This is a genomic window from Kitasatospora sp. NPDC056273, from assembly GCF_042268845.1.
GTDB lineage: Bacteria > Actinomycetota > Actinomycetes > Streptomycetales > Streptomycetaceae > Kitasatospora.
In genome coordinates this window covers 1-16,680 of sequence record NZ_JBHJSJ010000054.1, presented here as the reverse complement: position 1 = coordinate 16,680, position 16,680 = coordinate 1, and the positions used below count along the sequence as shown (strand labels likewise).

Annotated in this window: 13 protein-coding genes and 1 pseudogene; 10 read left to right on the top strand and 4 right to left on the bottom strand. The window is 73.5% G+C overall.

The window, feature by feature from the left end:
- Positions 1 to 173 precede the first annotated feature (173 nt).
- From ACFCY1_RS33315 to ACFCY1_RS33305, 3 genes are read left to right on the top strand one after another with little or no spacing between them, the layout of a single operon-like run.
- The gene (locus tag ACFCY1_RS33315) at positions 174 to 1,073 is read left to right on the top strand and encodes a glycerophosphodiester phosphodiesterase (protein WP_375876991.1); all 900 of its coding nucleotides are present in this window, start codon (positions 174 to 176) and stop codon (positions 1,071 to 1,073) included.
- A 10-nt stretch (positions 1,074 to 1,083) separates the two neighbouring features.
- Entirely contained in the window at positions 1,084 to 1,479 is a 396-nt protein-coding gene (locus ACFCY1_RS33310; protein ID WP_375876990.1) for a hypothetical protein, read from the top strand.
- Positions 1,480 to 1,494: 15 nt separating this feature from the next.
- Complete coding sequence (locus ACFCY1_RS33305; RefSeq protein ID WP_375876989.1) at positions 1,495 to 2,526, top strand: hypothetical protein; 1,032 nt, start codon at positions 1,495 to 1,497, stop codon at positions 2,524 to 2,526.
- Between the two features lie 10 nt (positions 2,527 to 2,536).
- Here ACFCY1_RS33305 and ACFCY1_RS33300 read toward each other — a convergent pair whose 3' ends face one another.
- Positions 2,537 to 4,129, bottom strand: a complete 1,593-nt coding sequence (locus ACFCY1_RS33300; RefSeq protein WP_375876988.1) for a M4 family metallopeptidase — start codon at positions 4,127 to 4,129, stop codon at positions 2,537 to 2,539.
- Positions 4,130 to 4,288: 159 nt separating this feature from the next.
- Between ACFCY1_RS33300 and ACFCY1_RS33295 the strand changes: the two genes are divergently transcribed.
- Positions 4,289 to 4,690: a GNAT family N-acetyltransferase gene (locus tag ACFCY1_RS33295; protein WP_074003655.1), complete on the top strand. Its 402-nt coding sequence runs from the start codon at positions 4,289 to 4,291 to the stop codon at positions 4,688 to 4,690.
- Positions 4,691 to 4,769: 79 nt separating this feature from the next.
- Entirely contained in the window at positions 4,770 to 6,098 is a 1,329-nt protein-coding gene (locus ACFCY1_RS33290) for a hypothetical protein (RefSeq protein WP_375876987.1), read from the top strand.
- Positions 6,099 to 6,173: 75 nt separating this feature from the next.
- Here ACFCY1_RS33290 and ACFCY1_RS33285 read toward each other — a convergent pair whose 3' ends face one another.
- The gene (locus ACFCY1_RS33285) at positions 6,174 to 8,273 is read right to left on the bottom strand and encodes an amino acid adenylation domain-containing protein (RefSeq protein ID WP_375876986.1); all 2,100 of its coding nucleotides are present in this window, start codon (positions 8,271 to 8,273) and stop codon (positions 6,174 to 6,176) included.
- A gap of 202 nt (positions 8,274 to 8,475) precedes the next feature.
- Here ACFCY1_RS33285 and ACFCY1_RS33280 point away from each other — a divergent pair, with 202 nt between their 5' ends.
- From ACFCY1_RS33280 to ACFCY1_RS33260, 5 genes are all read left to right on the top strand, one after another.
- Positions 8,476 to 9,300 (top strand): ABC transporter ATP-binding protein, encoded by an 825-nt coding sequence (locus ACFCY1_RS33280; RefSeq protein WP_049655803.1) that lies wholly within the window; start codon positions 8,476 to 8,478, stop codon positions 9,298 to 9,300.
- A gap of 194 nt (positions 9,301 to 9,494) precedes the next feature.
- Positions 9,495 to 10,643, top strand: a complete 1,149-nt coding sequence (efeO, locus tag ACFCY1_RS33275) for an iron uptake system protein EfeO (protein WP_074003652.1) — start codon at positions 9,495 to 9,497, stop codon at positions 10,641 to 10,643.
- A gap of 114 nt (positions 10,644 to 10,757) precedes the next feature.
- A complete protein-coding gene (gene efeB / locus ACFCY1_RS33270) occupies positions 10,758 to 12,059 on the top strand; it encodes an iron uptake transporter deferrochelatase/peroxidase subunit (RefSeq protein WP_375876985.1) in 1,302 nt (433 codons plus the stop codon).
- Between the two features lie 48 nt (positions 12,060 to 12,107).
- Positions 12,108 to 12,956: an iron uptake transporter permease EfeU gene (gene efeU / locus ACFCY1_RS33265; protein WP_117486587.1), complete on the top strand. Its 849-nt coding sequence runs from the start codon at positions 12,108 to 12,110 to the stop codon at positions 12,954 to 12,956.
- 252 nt (positions 12,957 to 13,208) lie between these two features.
- A complete protein-coding gene (locus tag ACFCY1_RS33260) occupies positions 13,209 to 13,820 on the top strand; it encodes a DUF4232 domain-containing protein (protein WP_158077734.1) in 612 nt (203 codons plus the stop codon).
- Positions 13,821 to 13,959: 139 nt separating this feature from the next.
- On the opposite strand, the gene ACFCY1_RS33255 is transcribed toward ACFCY1_RS33260, so the two are convergent.
- Both ACFCY1_RS33255 and ACFCY1_RS33250 read right to left on the bottom strand, forming a co-directional pair.
- On the bottom strand, positions 13,960 to 16,521 hold the full coding sequence (locus ACFCY1_RS33255; RefSeq protein WP_375876984.1) for an ABC transporter permease: 2,562 nt from the start codon (positions 16,519 to 16,521) through the stop codon (positions 13,960 to 13,962).
- A gap of 62 nt (positions 16,522 to 16,583) precedes the next feature.
- Positions 16,584 to 16,680 (bottom strand): annotated as a pseudogene (locus tag ACFCY1_RS33250) (ABC transporter ATP-binding protein); the annotation flags it as partial.

Genomic DNA, 16,680 nt, shown 5'->3' with positions numbered 1-16,680 from the left:
TGATCGCTACTGAACCGGCCTGACCGCCAGTGATTCGAACATGTCCATGAGGATGGGAGCGGGGGCCGCGTTGGGGGAGGGGTGACCGGGCGTTCCGCCGTCCGTCGTCATGTCGGCCGGGCACACCGGTGTCGGCGGCGAGGGCGCGTCCCGCCGACCGTAGCGTGCGGGACATGACACCCCAACGGCACCCCCGGCACCCCCGGCACCCCTACACCCGACGGGCCGTCCTCGTCGCCGCGCTGCTCGGGGCCGCCCTCGGCGCCGTCGCGCTCACCGGGACACCGGCACGACCGTCCGCCGCCCGGCTGCGCCCGACCGGTGCGCCGCCGACCGTGTACGCGCACCGCGGCGCCTCCTCCGCCGCGCCCGAGAACACCCTGGTCTCCGACGAGGTGGCCCGGCGGGCCGGCGCCGAGTGGATCGAGGACGACGTCCAGCCCAGCAGGGACGGCGTCCCGTACGTGCTGCACGACGACACGGTGGACCGCACCACCGACGGCACCGGCCGGATCCGCGAGCTGACCGCCGCCCAGCTCGACTCCCTGGACGCAGGCTCCTGGTTCGCCCCCGCGTACGCGGGCACCCGGCTGCCGACCCTGGCCGCCCAGCTGGAGGACCTGCGCAGCCGCGGCGGCAGGCTGCTGCTGGAGATCAAGGGCCGGCACAGCCGCGACGAGGTCGCCCGGATCGTCCAGGAGGTGCGCGACCACGGCATGGCCGACCGGGTCCTCGTCCAGAGCTTCGAGGTGGACGCCCTGCGGTACACCCGCGAGCTGGCCCCCGAGCTGCCGCTCGGCCTGCTGCGCTCCACCCTGGACGCCGACCCGGTGGCGGTCGCCCGCGACCTCGGCCTGTCCGCCTACAACCTCGCGGACGACGCGCTGTCCGCCCGCCCCGGCGTGGTCGGGGAGCTGCACGCCGCCGGGGTGGCGGTGAATGTCTGGACGGTCGACCGGCCCGCCCGCTGGCAGGTGCTCGCGGCGGCGGGCGTGGACGGGATCATCACCAACCGCCCGGCCGAGCTGGCCGGTTGGAGCGCGGCCTGGTCGGCGCGGGGCGCCGCCGGTTAGGCTGCCGGGCGTGGAGCAGGAGAACGCGGCGGGCGCCGGGCCGGTGGACGAACAGGCCGGGGCGGACTGGATCCGCCGGCATCTCGGCGTGGTCCTGGAGCCGCAGGGCTCGCTGACCGCCTTCGACGGGCGCCTCGTCATCGACCTGGACACCCAGGTCGTCACCGTGGACGGCCGTGAGGTCCGGCTCCGCCGCTCGGACGTCAAGCTGCTGCGCGGCCTGATCGAGCTGGGCGAGGGCGTGCACGCGCCGGACACGATCCTGTGGAAGGTCTACGACGCGTCGCTCCACCCCCACGAGCTGAGGTACCCGATGGCGCTGCTGCGGGCGAAGCTCGGCGAGCCCGACTGGATCGTGCGGACCGAGGAGGGCCGCTACGGCCTGCGGCCCCCGGAGCTGACGTAGCCGCATACTGACGGCATGACGGGTGGAGACGGCGGCCGGGGTCCGGACCGGCGCGGGGTGCTGCGGGCGGGCGCGGCGGCGGCGCTGGCGCTGGGTGCGGCGGGGTGTACGGGCGGGAGCACGTCACGGGCGGCTGGGCCGAGTCCGAGCGCGACGACGCCGGGAACACCGACCGCAACACCCGCGCCCGAAACGCCCACGCCCACGGTCACCCCGCTGCCCCGCCCGCCCCTCTGGCAGCCCGGCCCCGGCGAGATCCAGCCCGACGTCAAGCGCCGCGCCGTCGAGCTGGTCGCCGCGCTCGGCGACTGGCCGCCCGGCGGGCAGGGGGTGGAGGCGGCCCGGGCCCGGGTGGCGGCGCTCGGCCTGCCGCCCGCGCTGGCCGATGCCGCCGGTCCGTTGGCCCCGGCGGCGTCGGAGGCGAGCCTGGAGGTGGTGGTCGCCCAGTACGGCGGCATCCTCGACGACTCGGCGAGCGTGCTGGTGGTGTGCCGCCAGTGGACCCGAGGCCCGGACGGCTCGGTGACCGAGGGCGGCACCACGGTGGACGTCCGGCTGGGCCGGGCCGAGCCGCGCTGGACCGTCACCGACCTGCGTCCGGGTGTCGCGGGCCCGGCGGCCGCCGCGCCCTCGCCCGCGGTGGCCCGGGTGCTGGCCGAGCCCCGGATCGAGCTGCCGCCGGAGGCCGCCGCCGACCTGCGCGGCGGCACGGTCCACGACAGCGTGCTGGAGGCGATGCTGCGGCTGGCCGGCCCGTACACGCTCTCGGTGAGCGTGGTGCGGACCGGCCACCCGCTGGACGTCTTCGGGACGACCCGGCCCAGCGACCATCCGCTGGGCCGGGCCTTCGACGTCTGGCGGATCGACGGCCTGGCGGTGGTGGACCCGGGTACGTCCCGGCAGCTGGTCGAGTCCTTCATGCGGGACGCGGCCGCCGCCGGTTCGTACAACGTGGGCGGTCCGGTGGCGGCCCCGGGCGGCGTCGGCAACCGGTTCTTCACCGACGACACCCACCACGACCACTGCCACGTGGGCTTCGACCACTAGGCACTGTACGTCAGTTGACGTTGACTCCGCTCCAGGCCGCCGCGACCGCGTTGTACTCGGCGCTGCCGGCGCCGTACAGGTCGCGGGCCGCGTTCAGGGAGGCGGAGCGGGCGCCCTTGTAGGTGGTGGTGGAGGTCATGTAGACGGTCAGCGCGCGGTACCAGATCTTGGCGACCTTGGCGTTGCCGATGCCGGCCAGCGTGGAGTTGTTGCAGGTCGGGCTGGTGTAGGTGACGCCGTTGACGGTCTTGGTGCCGCTGCCCTCGCTGGCCAGGTAGAACCAGTGGTTGCCGACGCCCGAGGAGTAGTGGACGTCGAGCTTGCCGACGCCGCTGCTCCAGCAGTCGGCCGAGCGGCCGTCCAGCGAGGGCTTGTCGAAGCGGCGCAGCCACGGCGGGGTGGACTGGTCGCTGAACAGGTAGTCGCCCTTGTCGACGCTGTTGTTGGCGTACCACTCGACCATGGTGCCGAAGATGTCGCTGGTGGACTCGTTGAGGCCGCCGGACTCGCCGCTGTAGCGCAGGTTGGCGGTGGCGCTGGTGACGCCGTGGGTCATCTCGTGGCCCATGGTGTCGAGGTCCACCTGCTCCGGGTCGGTGGTGCCGTCGCCGTCGCCGGTCATCATGCAGAAGCAGGTGTCGGACCACTGGGCGTTGTCCCAGTTGGTGCCGACGTGGACGAAGACGGTGGCGCCCTTGCCGTCGTTCTTGATGCCGCTGCGGCCGTGGACGTTCTTGTAGTAGTCGTACGTCCAGGCGGTGTTGGCGTGGGCGTCGACGGCGGCGGTGGTGCGGTTGGAGGAGAACTTCTTTCCGTCGCCCCAGACGTTGGTGGTGCTGGTGATCGCGGTGCCGGAGGAGGCCTTGAGCGAGCTCGCGGCGACGTTGTTGGCGTCCTTGGTGACGTGGCCGCGGACCGGGTCGGTCAGGGTGTAGCCGCCGTTCGCGGCGGTGGTGTCGATGGTGACCGTGCCGGTGTACTCGGAGTTCCCGGTGCCGGCCGCCTGGTGCTCGGCGTCGTAGGACTCGATCTGCTCGCCCGTGGTGGCGTCGGTGACGACCACCTTGCCTGCTGGCTGGCCGTGCTCGCCGGTGCCCTCGACGGTGGTGCGCCAGGCCAGCCGGGGGGTGCCGTCGGCGGCCCAGACGACCAGCTCGGGGCTGCTGACGGCGTCCTTGACGCCCGGGGCGGCGGCCAGCGCGCCGGCCGCGCCGGACTGCGCGGTCACCTTGGGGACGGTCGACTTCACGGCGGCGTCGTGGGCGGCCGCGCGGGAGGAGTCCTTGAGCCGGCCCTTGGCGTCCTGGTGGACGACCAGGTCGCCGCCGACCACCGGCAGGCCCTGGAAGGTCCGGTCGAAGCGGACGTGGGTGGCACCGTCGGCGTCGACCACGACGTCCTTGAGCACGAGGTCCTGGCCGGCGCCGAAGCCGAACACCCCCGCGTTGTGGGCGACGTTGGCGCGGGCCTGGGATATCGCGGCCTCGCGCATGCCGGGGGCGGCGGAGGCGGTGGCGGCCGGGACGGTGGCGCCGGCGAGGGCGGCGACGACCACGAAGGCCACGGCCACGCGGGCACGGCGGGAGGAGGACGTGGGGATCACTCGGACTCCAGTGGGGGTAGCTGTGCAGGGAAAGGAGCTGCGACCGAGATTGACGGGGGTCAGTCAGATTGAGCTAGAGGAAAGGTCATAACTTTGCCAAGTCGTGTCCTTGGTCGATAAAAAATGATCGGAAGTTAACAAGGGCTCTACAGTGCCGTCGTGACGATCGACTACCTGTGGCGCGGCCCGCTCACCGATCCCGAACTCGACGCCCTGCACGCCGAGGCCTTCGGCCACCCCGTGGAACCCGGCGGCCGGCTCGCCCGGCTGGAACGGCACAGCCTCGGCTGGGTCACCGCCCGCCGCACCGCCGACGGCGCCCTGCTCGGCTTCGTCAACCTCGCCTGGGACGGCGGCGTCCACGCCTTCCTGCTCGACACCGCGGTCTCCCCGGACACCCGGCGGCAGGGCGTCGCCACCCGGCTGGTCGCGGAGGCCGCCGACGGCGCCCGCGCGGCCGGCTGCGCCTGGCTGCACGTCGACTTCGAGCCGCACCTGCGCCCCTTCTACCTCGACGCCTGCGGCCTGCGCCCCACCGACGCCGGGCTGTTGGCGCTCTGACACCGTGCCGCCGGGCCGCCGGACCTCCGGTGCTCCGACACTGGGCGGCCGGCCCGCCGAGGCTCTACGCTTCCGCCCCATGGACGGATGGGTGGGGGCCTGGACCGGCGGCCGGGCGGCGGTCCACGTGGGCGACGTCGCGGACTTCAACGCGCAGTTCTTCGCCCCCGGCATGGATCCTGCACAGCGCCTGCGACGGCTGCGGCACGCCCACCACTACGCCTGCCTGGCCGCCTGCTACAGCCCCGAACCGGCGCTGCTGGTGCTGCCCGCCGAGGTCGCCCCGGAGTGGACCGACTGGCTGGCCCGGGAGTTGGCCTGGGGCCCGGTCGAGGTGCACAGCGGCGTGGCACCGGACCGCACGGTGGCCGAGGCCCTCGCGGACCGTCCCGCCCTGGCGGCCCGGATCGCCGACTCCGGCCGTCCGGTGGTGGGGTGGGGCCGGACGGCCGCGCAGGGCGAGGGGCCCGAGCTGGCCGCCGTCCGCCGCTACGAGTCCAAGGCCGCCGCGCACGACCTGTTCACCGCCCTCGCCCCCGGGCACCCCGGCATCCGGGTGCCGCACCAGGAGCGCCCGGGCGGTCGGCGCCGGGCGGCCCGCCGGCTGACCGCCCGCGCCGTCCGGGGCCTGACCACGGTGCTGAAGAGCCCGTACGGCGTCGGCGGCTACGGCACCGTCGTGGTGGAGCCCGCCGAACTGTTCGCCGCGGGCGGCGGCCGGGCCCTGCTGCGGCGCCTGGTCCGCACCGAACTCCTTCCCGCCGACGGGGAGTTGCTGCTGGAGGAGTACGTCGACGCCGGCCCGTCCGCCCGGCTTCGCGACCTCACCCAGGACGCCCTGGTCGGCCCGGACGGCACCGTCCACCCGGTCGGCGCGGGCGCCATGGAGGTGGCCGGCACCCGCTACCAGGGCGTCACCGTCGGCCCCGGCGCGGTGCCGGGGGACGCCGCCGACACCGCCCGCCGGTTCGCCGTGGCGGTGGGGGAGCGGCTGGCCGCCGAGGGCTACCGGGGCTGGTACGACGTCGACTTCGTCACCGACCGGGAGCGCCGGCTCGCCCCCACCGAGATCAACCTGCGGCTCACCGGGCCGGCCGTCGCCCTCGTGCTGCGCGCCCGCCTCGACGCGGTGCGCGGCCCCGGCCACCTGGTCCGCACCCTGGACGCGATGCCGCTCGGCGCCCGGCTCGACCAGGCCGCGCTGCACGACCACCTGGAACGGCTGCGGCCGCGCTGCGCCCGGCTCGGCGTCACCCTGCTGCCGCTGATCCCGACCGCCTCCCGCGAGCCGGAGCCCTTCGTCGGCCTCGCCCTGGCCGGGCCGGACACCGAGTCGCTGGACGCGGCCGAGGCGCTGGTCGCCGCCGCGAACCACGGGCTGGCCCGGATGTTCGAGGCGCTGCGCTGAGCCGCCGGCGACATCGGGCGCGCCTGAGCAGCCGCCGCTGGGGTCGGACCCGCCTGAGCCGCCGCCGGGGTCCCGTCACTCCTTCCCGGCCGGCGGCCGCCAGAGCACGAAGCGCACCAGCACCAGCGCCGCGAGCATCAGCGGGACGTTGAACGCGAACACCATCGCCGTCTCGCGCGGCCAGTCGGTGGCCCTGGTGAGCCGGTAGAGGTTGTCCTGCGGCCACCAGTTGACCAGCAGCCAGGCGATCGCCAGATGGGTCAGCACCGACAGCCCGAACGGCCTGCCCAGCCGCAGGACGGCCTCGAAACCGATGGTGAGGTAGACGATCCCGGCCCCGAAGGCCAGGTTCTCGCAGAGGTACAGCAGCTGGAAGAAGCCGCGGTACGGGGAGGGGACTCCCGTGAGGTCGGTCGAGCCGGGGAAGAGTGCGAAGGTCATCGCCCAGGCCGCGAAGGCGAACACCAGGACGCAGACCACCGCCGCGCAGCCGCCGGTGAAGCCCGCGTCCCCGGAACGCCGGCCCCCGGCCTTGCCGCCGCCCTTGCCGCCGCTCCGCCCGCCCGCCTTGGCGGAGCGCGGGGCGGCGTGCTCCGGCGGGGCCGGCAGCGGCAGTGCCGCGCGGTCCAGCTTGCCCGCCCGGGTGCGCGGCAGCTCGCGCAGCGTGACGACGGCGGCGGGCACCGGGCGGCCCCTGAGCTTCCTCTCCAGGTACTGGGAGAGCGACCAGCCGTCCGCCCCGTACACGGCCGGATCGGTCACCGCGTAGCCGACCAGCCGCCGCCGCCCCGGTACCGGCTCCACGTAGACGACGGCCGCCTCCCGCACCGCCGGGTGCCCGCGCAGCGCGCCCTCCGCGTGGACCGCCGCCCGCACCCGCGCCAGCACGCCGGTCGGCCGCTCCGCGCCGAGCGGGCCGACCACGGTCGCGGCCCGGGCGGTGAACTCCAGCACGCCGTCCGCCCGCAGCACCCCGAGGTCGCCGGTCAGCAGCACCCGGCCGTCCGGGTCGAAGTCCGCGCGGACGAAGCGGCGGGCGGTGTCCGCCGGCCGGTTCAGGTAGCCGCGGGCCAGGCCGGCGCCGGCGATCGCGATCTCCCCCGTCATGCCCTGCTTGGCGGGGGTGCCGTTCGGGCCCAGCACGTACACCCGGGTGCCGGGGAAGGGCCGGCCGACCAGCGAGACCCGTTCGGCGCCCTCGGCGGCCGCGGTGCCCCGGGCGTCGAACCAGGTGCTGTCCACGGTGGCCTCGGCCAGCCCGTAGACGTTCAGCACCCTCGCCTCCCCGCCGAGCAGCCGCTGCAGGCCCAACTGCTCGTCCAGGTACCACTTCTCGGCGCCCACGGTGAGCAGCCGCACCCCGGGCAGCCTGCCGCCGGTCCGCGCCAGCAGGGCGGTCAGCCGGCGCGCGGTGCGGACGTTCAGCTCCAGGACGGTGATCCGCTCGGCGGCGACCAGGGCGGGCAGCGCGCCGAGGTCGGCGGCGCGGTCCAGGGTGAGGTTGAACGGGGTGACGACCAGGGTCGCGCCGGTGCCGAGGGCCCGGACCCAGTCGGCGGTGAAGACGTCGAACTCCAGGCTCGCGGTCTGCAGGATCCGGTCCTCGGCGGTGAGCCCGTACACCTCGCGCCAGCCCTCGTACGCGGCCAGCAGGTTGCGGTGCTCGATCAGCGCGCCGAGGGGCAGGCCGGTGGAGCCGGAGGTGTAGAAGACGCAGGCGAGGTCGGCGGCGGTGACCTCGGGCGGCTCGAAGGGGGCCCGCGCGGGGGCGGCCGTGTCGACGCAGACCAGCGGCGCCCCGCCCGCGTCCGCCAGTCGGACCCGGTGGCGCTCCTCGGTGACCACCACGTCCGGTGCGGCGTCCGCCAGCACGTGCCGCAGCAGCGCGTCCGGCGCGGTGGGCTCCAGCGGCACGAACGCCGCGCCCGCCGTCAGCACGGCCAGCAGCGCCACGTACACCTCGGTGCCCCGGCCCAGCGCGACCGCCGCCCGGCCGCCCGGGGCCAGGCCCCGCTCCGCCAGCACGGCGGCCAGCCGCCCGGCCCGCTCCACCAGCTCCCCGTACGTGAGTTCCTGCCCGCCGCAGCGCACGGCCACCGCGGCCGGCGCCCGGCGGGCCCGTTCCTCGACCAGCCCGTGCAGCGTGCCGGCGGCCCGTTCCCCGTCCGCGGTCATCGAGTCCCCCCTCGTCCCCCCTCGGAAAGGGCACCATCCTCCTCCCAACTCCCGCCGGGCGACAGGGTTCTGGCGCGTCCACCCCTCGGACGCCCCGACCTCCCGCGACTCGACGGTTGTACTCTGCACGCGGACGGACGGCGCCGGACCGTCCCGTGCGGCGCCCCGCCCGCACCCTGCCCGGCACCGTGATCGGAGTCCCATGAACTCATCCGCCCCCGACTTCGCCGGGCCCGTGCTGCGCACCCGCGACGTGGACGTCGTGCGCGACGGCCGCCACCTGCTGCGCGGGATCACCCTGGAGATCCGGCCCGGCGAGCACTGGGCGCTGCTCGGCCCCAACGGCGCCGGCAAGTCCACCCTGCTCGCGCTGCTCGGCGCCGTCTCCCACCCCACCCGCGGCGAGGTGGACGTGCTCGGCCGCCGGCTCGGCCGGGTGGACGTCCGCGAGCTGCGCGCCCACCTCGGGCACGTCAACCCGCGCCACCCGCTGCGCTCGCCGCTGAGCGTGCGCGAGGTGGTGCTCACCGGCTACACCAACACGATCGAGCCGGAGTTCCACCGCAAGCCGGCCCCGGAGGCGCTGGAGCGGGCCGAGCAGCTGATCGACACGCTCGGCATGCGCGCGATGGCCGAGGCCGCGTGGACGACGCTCTCCCAGGGCGAGCGCGGCCGGGCCCTGATCGCCCGCGCGCTGATGCCCAGTCCCCGGCTGCTGCTGCTCGACGAGCCGGCCACCGGGCTCGACCTGACCGCCCGGGAGCTGCTGCTGGACAGCCTGGACCTGCTGCGCCACCAGCACCCGGAGCTGGCCAGCGTGCTGGTCACCCACCACCTGGAGGAGCTGCCGGAGAGCACCACCCACGCCCTGCTGCTGCGCGGCGGCGAGTGTGTGGCGGCCGGGCCGGTGGACGAGGTGATGACCACGGAGCTGATCAGCGAGACCTTCGGCCACCCGATCCGGATCAGCCGGCACGAGGGCCGCTGGACGGCCCGGGCCGCGGCCCGCCGGACACCGGGACGGTAGCCGCCGGCCGGGACGGTGGCGGCCTGCCGGGCAGGACGGCCGCCCGCCGGACACCGGGACGGTAACGGTTCAGGGGGTGGGTGTAGACGGAAAATCGTCTTTACGTAAGGTATGCCTTAGCTAATGATGGTCTGCTGGTCCCCGGCCGGCCGCACTGCCTTGGCACACCCATGCCCTTTCCCGTTGGAGCCCGCATGTCCGCCCGTCGCCGTTCCACCGCAGCCGCGCTGCTCACCCTCGCCGTGGCGACCGCAGCCCTGGCCGGCTGCGCGTCCAAGAAGGACGACAAGGCCGGCGGCTCCGACGCGGTCAAGGTGAACGCGACCGACACCGCCTGCGAGGTCTCCAAGACCACCTTCCCGGCCGGCCACGTCGTCCTGGACATCAGCAACAAGGGCTCCAAGACCACCGAGGTCTACGTCTACGGCGACGGCGACAAGATCGTCACCGAGCGCGAGAACATCGGCCCCGGCACCAAGGCGAGCATCAACGCCGAGATCAAGGCCGGCTCGTACGAGATCGCCTGCAAGCCCGGCATGGTCGGCAACGGCATCCGCCAGAAGATCACCGTCACCGGCGAGGGCGGCAGCGCCGCGCCGGCCGACCCGCGCCTGGCCGCCGCCGTCGACTCCTACCGGAAGTACGCCCAGGAGCAGGCCGACGCCACCATCCCGGCCGTCGAGGCCTTCGCCGCCGCGATCAAGGCGGACGACCTGGAGAAGGCCAAGTCGCTGTACGCGCCCTCGCGCACCGGCTGGGAGCGCACCGAGCCGGTCGCCGAGAGCTTCGGCGACGTCGACCCGAAGACCGACACCCGCGAGGACAAGCTGGAGCCGGGCCAGGCCTGGACCGGCTGGCACAAGCTGGAGAAGTCGCTCTGGGCCGACGCGAAGATCGGCGACGACGAGAAGAAGCTCGCCGACCAGCTGGTCGCCGACCTCAAGGACTGGCAGAAGAAGATCCCCGAGGCGGAGATCACCGCGACCAGCATGGCCAACGGCGCCAAGGAGCTGCTGGACGAGGTCGCCACCAACAAGATCACCGGTGAGGAGGACCGCTACAGCCACACCGACCTGGCCGACTTCCACGCCAACGTCGAGGGCGCGCAGAAGGCCTACGAACTGCTGAAGCCGGTCGCCTCCGAGAAGGACGCGGAGCTGGCGAAGACGCTGGACTCCGAGTTCGCCGCCATCAACACCCTGCTGGCCAAGTACAAGCAGGCCGACGGCACCTTCACCTCCTACGACAAGGTCACCGAGGCCGAGCGCAAGGCCTTCTCCGACGCGGTCAACTCGCTGGGCGAGCCGCTGTCGAAGCTGGCCGCCGCCGTGGTCGTCAAGTAACCGGCCACCCCGCCCCGAAGTACCCCGCCGACGCCGTGGCGGCCCGCGATCCGGGCCCCACGGCCTCCGCGGGTCAGCGCAGAAGTCCAGCACAGTAGAAGGGCCCGCCCGCCGATGGACGCGGAGAACGAGCAGCAGAACGGGACGCCGGCCGCCGCCGACGCCACCGGGACCAGGGGCGCGGTCAGCCGACGCGCCGTCATCGGCTGGGCCGGCGCGGGCGTCGCGCTCGGCGCCGCCGCCGTCGGCTCGGTCGCCGCGGCCACCCGGCAGGACGACGCCGTCCCGGTCGCCGCCCCCGTCGGCGCCGAGGTGCCGTTCTACGGCGAGCACCAGGCGGGCATCTCCACCCCGGTCCAGGACCGGCTGCACTTCGCCGCCTTCGACGTCTCCGAGAAGGCCACCCGGGAGTCCCTGGTCAAGCTGCTCAAGGAGTGGACCAAGGCGGCCGCCGCGATGACCGGCGGCCGCGAGGTCGGCACCGGCGCGGTGCCCGGCTCGCCGGAGGCGCCGCCGGACGACACCGGCGAGGCCCTCGGCCTGCCCGCCTCCCGGCTCACCCTGACCATCGGCTTCGGGCCGAGCCTGTTCGAGAAGGACGGCGTCGACCGCTTCGGCCTCCAGGCCAAGCGCCCCGAGGGCCTGATCGACCTGCCGAACTTCAAGGGCGACAAGCTCGACCCGGCCCGCAGCGGCGGCGACCTCTGCGTCCAGGCCTGTGCCGACGACCCGCAGGTCGCCGTGCACGCGATCCGCAACCTGGCCCGGATCGGCATGGGCACCGTCAACATCCGCTGGTCGCAGCTCGGCTTCGGCAAGACCTCCTCGACCACCCCGGACGAGCAGACCCCGCGCAACCTGATGGGGTTCAAGGACGGCACCCACAACATCGCGGGCACCGACGGCGCGAAGCTGGCCGACCACGTCTGGGCCGCCCCCGGCGACGGCCCGGAGTGGATGGCCGGCGGCTCCTACCTGGTCGCCCGGCGGATCCGGATGCACATCGAGACCTGGGACCGCGCCTCGCTGAAGGACCAGGAGGACACCTTCGGCCGCACCAAGGGCGAGGGCGCCCCGTACGGCAAGGGCAAGGAGCACGACGCGCCGGACCTCGCGGCGATGCCCGCGACCTCGCACGTCGCCCTCGCCCACCCGGACGCCAACAGCGGCCTGATGATCCTGCGCCGCGGCTTCTCCTTCACCGACGGCACCGACGGCCTCGGCCGCCTGGACGCCGGGCTGTTCTTCCTCGCCTACCAGCGCGACACCCGCAAGGCCTTCGTCCCGCTCCAGCAGAAGCTCGCGGCGAGCGACAAGCTCAACGAGTACATCCAGCACGTCGGCTCCGCCCACTTCGCCTGCCCGGCGGGCGTGCGCAAGCCGGGGGAGTGGTGGGGCCAGGCCCTCTTCGGCTGACACCCCTCCTGTTCTCCCGTACCATCTCGACACCCCCCAGGAGCCCGCGTGTTCGGCAACTACCTGATCGGCCTGCGCGAAGGCCTCGAAGCCAGCCTGGTCGTCTGCATCCTGATCGCCTACCTGGTCAAGACCGGCCGCAAGGACCGGCTGCCGCCGGTGTGGATCGGCGTCGGCTCGGCCGTGGCGCTCTCCATGGCCTTCGGCGCGGTGCTCCAGTTCGGCTCCTCGCAGCTCACCTTCGAGGCCCAGGAGGCGCTCGGCGGCTCGCTGTCGATCATCTCGGTCGGCCTGGTGACCTGGATGGTCTTCTGGATGCGGCGCACCGCCCGGCACCTGAAGACCGAGCTGCACGGCAAGCTGGACGCGGCGATCGCGATGGGCACCACCGCCCTGGTGGTCACCGCCTTCCTGGCCGTCGGCCGTGAGGGCCTGGAGACGTCCCTGTTCATCTGGACCGCGGTCCAGGCCACCGGTGACGGCTGGAACCCGCTGATCGGCGCCGCGCTCGGCCTGCTCACCTCGGTGGTGCTCGGCTGGCTGTTCTACCGGGGCGCGCTGAAGATCAACCTGGCCAAGTTCTTCACCTGGACCGGCGCGATGCTGGTCGTGGTCGCGGCCGGCGTCCTCGCCTACGGCGTGCACGACCTCCAGGAGGCCGGCTGGCTGCCGGGCCTGCACAGCACGGCCTTCGACATCTCCAGCACCATCCCCAAGGACAGCTGGTACGGCACCCTGCTGAAGGGCGTGTTCAACTTCCAGCCGGACCCGACGGTGCTGCAGCTGGTGGTCTGGCTGCTCTACCTGGTCCCGACCCTGGCGGTGTTCTTCAACCTCCTCGGCGGCGGCAGGAGCAAGAAGCCCGCCCAGCCGGTGGCCGCCAAGCCGGCCGCCTGATCCGGCCGTTCGACCTGTTCCACCCGTAGCACCCGCTCCACCCCGCTCCACCCGTACCGCCCCGTCCGGCACCCGCCGGTCGGGGCGGTTTCGTAGGAGCCGAGCCAGTTCTCGCCAGGAGCGGTCGGAACCAGTCAGGAAGACGACGAAAACGGTCAGCTCTGACAAACTGCAGTCCCAGTGGAACCGTTGCGCCACCACCTTCGTACTTAGGGTGACAGCACCATGCCATTACCCACACATGGGGGGAACATGACCGTTCGCAGGCCTGCCAGGTTAGTCGCCGCCGGTGTCGCCGCCCTCGCGGCGACCGTGTTGCTGACCGCGTGCGACGACGTGAAGTACACCGACGACAAGCCGGGCGACCCGAAGGCGAGCGCCGCCGGGGCCACCGTCCCGGGCGACCCGATGGCCGGCCAGGCGGCCGGTTCGCGCTGCAAGAGCGACGACATCACCGCCACCGTGCAGCTCAAGGGCGCGGGCTCGGCGATGCTGACGATCAAGAACAAGAGCAGCCACAACTGCACCCTGTACGGCTACCCGGGCTTCGGCGGACTGAAGGCCGACAACAGCGCGGACGCGCTGGCGGCCAACCGCGAGTCGCACCCCGGGCCCGCGGTGCTGGTGACCCTGAAGCCCAACAAGTCCGGCTACGCGGGCCTCAAGTGGAGCGCCTGCGACAAGTCGGACGCGACCTGCCACGTGCTCACCGGCCTCCAGGTCACCGCGCCGGACGAGACCACGGCGGTCAACGCCGAGGTGCTGGGCACCGACGGCAAGCCGGCCGGCCAGCTGCTGGTCTCGGCCGCCGGGCTGACCACCGGCACCCTGCAGCCGAACAACGAGAAGGTGCTGTTCAACTGATCCGGTTCACCCGATCCGGTTCACTTGATGCTGTCCGGTTGACGATGTCCACCTGATGACGCTCGCCTGATGACACGACGGAGCCCCCGGGCCGGTTCTTCCGAACCGCCCCGGGGGCTCCATCCGTTCCGGGCCCGGACTACTGGCTCTTGATCGAGTCCAGGATGTCCAGCTTCGCCGCCCGGTGGGCCGGCCAGAGCGCGGCCAGCAGGCCGATCACGGCGGCCGCGAGCAGGAAGCCGACGGTCTGCACCGGCGGCACCACGGTGGTGATGTCCTTGAGGCTGTCCGCCAGCGTGCGCACACCCGCCCAGGCGACCAGGATGCCGAGTCCGACACCCACCAGCCCGCCGAACAGCGCGATCAGCAGCGACTCCAGCCGGACCATCCGGCGGATGCCGAGCCGGTCCAGGCCGATCGCCCGCAGCATGCCGATCTCCCGGCGGCGCTCGAACACCGACATCGCCATGGTGTTGACCACGCCGAGCACCGCGATGACCACGGACATGCCGAGCAGCCCGTACATCATGTTCAGGATGCCGGTGATCATCTGGCGGTTCTCCGCCTTGATCTCCTTCGCGCCCTTGACCGCGATCAGCGGGTTGCCGCCGGTCGCGTCGCGCAGCGCCTGCTTCAGCTCCTCGGTCGCGCCGTTGGTGCCCTTGACCAGGACCTTCTCCAGGCCGGTGGCGGGTGCCAGGTGCGGGGCGACCACGGCCTCCGGGACGATGACCGAGGCCAGCGCGGTGTTGGCCTCCAGGATGCCGCCGACGGTCAGCGAGCCCTTGGCGCCGTCCGGGTAGGTGACGGCGAGGGTGTCGCCGACCTTGTAGCCGGCGCGCTCGGCGCGGCCCGAACTGACCAGCAGCCTGCCCTGCTTGAGGGCGTCCGGGGAGCCCTCCTTGACCTTGACGGTGGCCACCTGGTCGATGGTCGCGGCGTCCACCGCGGTCATCCACTCGCTGTCCTCGCCGTTCTGCCCCGTCTTGACGGTGACGCTGCGCTCGGCGCTGATCACGCTGACGCCGGGTGCCTTGGCGATCTGGGTGGCGACCTCGGGGGAGAGCTTCGAGAAGTTCTGCATCGCGACCGTGTAGTCGGCCTTGAGGTCGGTCTCGGCGGCCTTGTCCACGGCCTGGTTCACCGAGGCGCCGATCACCGTCAGCGAGGTGATCAGGGTGACGCCGATGGTCAGCGCCGAGGCGGTCGCGGCGGTGCGGCGCGGGTTGCGGACCGCGTTCTCCTGGGCCAGCTTGCCCGGGGCGCCGTACACGGCGCGCAGCAGCGGGGCGAACAGCGCGATCAGCGGCCGGGACAGCAGCGGGGTCAGCACGAACACGCCGATCAGCAGCGTGCCGGCGCCGAGGCCGACCAGCTTGACCTCCTTGCCGGCCACACCGCCGGCCAGCGCGGCGAGGCCGGCCAGGGAGAACAGCAGGCCGATGGTGTTGCGGATCCGCAGGCCCTTCTGGGTCGCGGGCTGCTCGGCCGAGCTCATCGCCGCCACCGGGGCGATCCGGGAGGCCCGGCGGGCGGGCAGCCAGGCGGCCAGCACCGTCACCAGCACGCCGACCGCGAGCGCGGTGGCCACCGTGGTCGGGGCGATGATCAGCGGGCCGTCCGGCAGGTTGGCGTCCATCGGGCCGTTGAGCAGCGACTTGAGCCCGGCGGCGATGCCGATGCCCGCCAGCAGACCGGTCACCGCGGCGGTCAGGCCGACCAGGACGGCCTCGATCAGCACCGAGCGGGTGATCTGGCGGCGGGTGGCGCCGACGGCGCGCAGCAGCGCCAGCTCCTTGGTGCGCTGGGCGACCAGCATGGTGAAGGTGTTGGCGATGATGAAGATGCCGACAAACAGCGCGATGCCCGCGAAGCCCATCAGGACGGTGGTCAGGACGGTGGTGCCCTTCCGGATCATCTCGTCCTGCTCGGCGGCGAGTTCGCGGCCGGTCTTCGCCTCGATGGAGTCGCCCTGCGGGACGGCCTGCTTGACGGCGGTGAGCAGCGCGGCGTCGTCGGTGCCCGGCTTGGACCTGACGTCCAGCTCGGCGTAGCGGCCCGGGGTCAGGTAGAGCTGCTGGGCGGTGGCGGTGTCGAAGGCGGCGAGCGAGCCGCCGGCCACCACGCGCGGGTCGTTGGTGGTCAGGGTGCCGGTGAGCTTGAGCTTCATCACCGGGCCGTTGACCGCGACCCGGACGGTGTCGCCGACCTTGTAGCCGCCCTTGTCGGCGGTCTTGCGGTCCAGCGCGATCTCGGTGGCGTCCTTCGGGCCGCGGCCCTCGACCATCGGGTAGCGCGGGTCGGTGCCGTCGGCGCCCGGCACGTAGTTGGTGCCGGTGGTGGAGAAGCCGTTGCCGATCAGCGCGCCCTTGGTGTCGGCGATGCCGGCGAAGCCGCTGACCACGCCGCGGACCTCGGCGACGCCGGGCACCGCGGCGACCTTGGCACGGGTCTCCTCGGTGAGGGTCGGGCCGGCGATCCGGCCGCCGTCGTCGTCGCTGAGGTTGCGGGCCTCGCGGTCGGCGACCGTGACGGCGACGTCGGTGTAGCTCTTGGAGTTCTGGGTCCTCAGCGCGTTGCCGAAGGTGTCGGAGAAGACCAGCGTGCCGGACACGAAGGCGGTGCCGAGCATGACGGCCAGTACCGTCATCAGCAGTCGGCCCTTGTGGGCGAGCACATTGCGCAGTGCGGTGCGGAACATGAGGGAGTGTCAGTCCTGGGGGTACTCGGGGGACGGGTGGCTTCGGGCCCTGGTGGGCCGGATCAGCTGGTGCGGCCCTTGGCGTCGAAGCGGCGCATGCGGTCCAGGACGGTGTCGGCGGTGGGCTGGTGGAGTTCGTCGACGATGCGGCCGTCGGCG

What these genes read in the sequence shown, in the direction of transcription:
- ACFCY1_RS33315 (WP_375876991.1), top strand. Translation starts at nt 174, where the DNA reads ATGACACCCCAACGGCACCCCCGGCACCCCCGGCACCCCTACACCCGA.
- ACFCY1_RS33305 (WP_375876989.1), top strand. Translation starts at nt 1,495, where the DNA reads ATGACGGGTGGAGACGGCGGCCGGGGTCCGGACCGGCGCGGGGTGCTG.
- ACFCY1_RS33290 (WP_375876987.1), top strand. Translation starts at nt 4,770, where the DNA reads ATGGACGGATGGGTGGGGGCCTGGACCGGCGGCCGGGCGGCGGTCCAC.
- ACFCY1_RS33285 (WP_375876986.1), bottom strand. Translation starts at nt 8,273, where the DNA reads ATGACCGCGGACGGGGAACGGGCCGCCGGCACGCTGCACGGGCTGGTC.
- ACFCY1_RS33280 (WP_049655803.1), top strand. Translation starts at nt 8,476, where the DNA reads ATGAACTCATCCGCCCCCGACTTCGCCGGGCCCGTGCTGCGCACCCGC.
- efeO (WP_074003652.1), top strand. Translation starts at nt 9,495, where the DNA reads ATGTCCGCCCGTCGCCGTTCCACCGCAGCCGCGCTGCTCACCCTCGCC.
- efeB (WP_375876985.1), top strand. Translation starts at nt 10,758, where the DNA reads ATGGACGCGGAGAACGAGCAGCAGAACGGGACGCCGGCCGCCGCCGAC.
- ACFCY1_RS33260 (WP_158077734.1), top strand. Translation starts at nt 13,209, where the DNA reads ATGACCGTTCGCAGGCCTGCCAGGTTAGTCGCCGCCGGTGTCGCCGCC.
- ACFCY1_RS33255 (WP_375876984.1), bottom strand. Translation starts at nt 16,521, where the DNA reads ATGTTCCGCACCGCACTGCGCAATGTGCTCGCCCACAAGGGCCGACTG.